The sequence below is a fragment of the Vibrio sp. Vb0667 genome, from assembly GCF_033391095.1.
This window is the reverse complement of sequence record NZ_JAWPOL010000370.1, coordinates 1-1,074: the sequence shown is the minus strand read 5'-3', so window position 1 is coordinate 1,074 and position 1,074 is coordinate 1. Positions and strand designations below refer to the sequence as shown.

The 1,074-nt window shown below is 45.7% G+C and carries 1 protein-coding gene; it reads left to right on the top strand.

Going from position 1 to position 1,074, the window contains the following annotated elements; genetic code table 11:
- On the top strand, nt 1–1,074 hold a 1,074-nt coding region (locus tag R8269_RS25990; RefSeq protein ID WP_318223012.1), incomplete at both ends, for a (Fe-S)-binding protein.

Sequence of the window (1,074 nt, the reverse complement as noted above, 5' to 3'; positions counted from 1 at the left end):
GGAGTTCTTTGGTAAAGAGTTGTTTACTGAGCTTAGACGCGTAAAAGCTGCATTCGACCCACACAATAAAATGAACCCAGGTAAAATCTGTACGCCACTTGATAGCGATGCAGAGTTGGTAAAAGTAACCGACACCAAACGTGGTTACTATGATCGCCAAATTGACGTACAAGTACGTGACAGCTTTAAGCAAGCGATGAAATGTAACGGTAACGATTTGTGCTTTAACTACGAGACCAGCTCGCCGATGTGTCCATCGATGAAAGTGACGGCTGATCGTAGTCATTCGCCAAAAGGGCGCGCTGGATTGGTTCGTGAATGGTTGCGTCAGCTTACTGAGCAAGGTATTGATATTCTTGACCTAGAAAAGCAAACGTTAGAAAACAAAACATCGATCAAAACCATGATTGATCGTGTGCGTCATTCCATTAATCGTCGTCACGAATACGATTTCTCTCATGAAGTTTATGAAGCAATGAACGGCTGCTTAGCGTGTAAAGCGTGTGCGAGCCAATGTCCGATCAAAGTGGATGTTCCAAGTTTCCGTTCCCGCTTTTTAAACATTTATCACTCGCGCTATCAGCGTCCGGCAAAAGATTATTTGGTTGCCAACATTGAAACCATGCTGCCAATGATGGCAAAGGCACCAGCAGTCGTGAACGGCGTATTGAAACAGTCGTGGGTGAAGAGTTTAACGGCTTCAACAGTAGGGTATGTGGATGCGCCGTTGTTGTCTGTTCCTACGTTGAAACAGCGCGTAGAGTCGCTGACAACGCCGTATGATCTGCAAGCGTTGAGTGGTTTGTCTTCGACTGAAAAGAGCAAGCACGTATTAATCGTTCAAGACCCATTTACCAGTTATTACGATGCGGACGTTGTTGAAGACTTCGTCAAGTTGGTTAAAAAGCTAGGTATGTATCCAGTGCTTTTGCCATTTAAGCCAAATGGTAAAGCGCAACACATCAAAGGTTTCCTACGCCAGTTTAAAGAGACCGCGGCTGATACGGCGAAGTTCTTGGCTATGGTGGCGGACTTAGACATTCCGTTGGTCGGCGTTGATCCGGCATTGGTGCT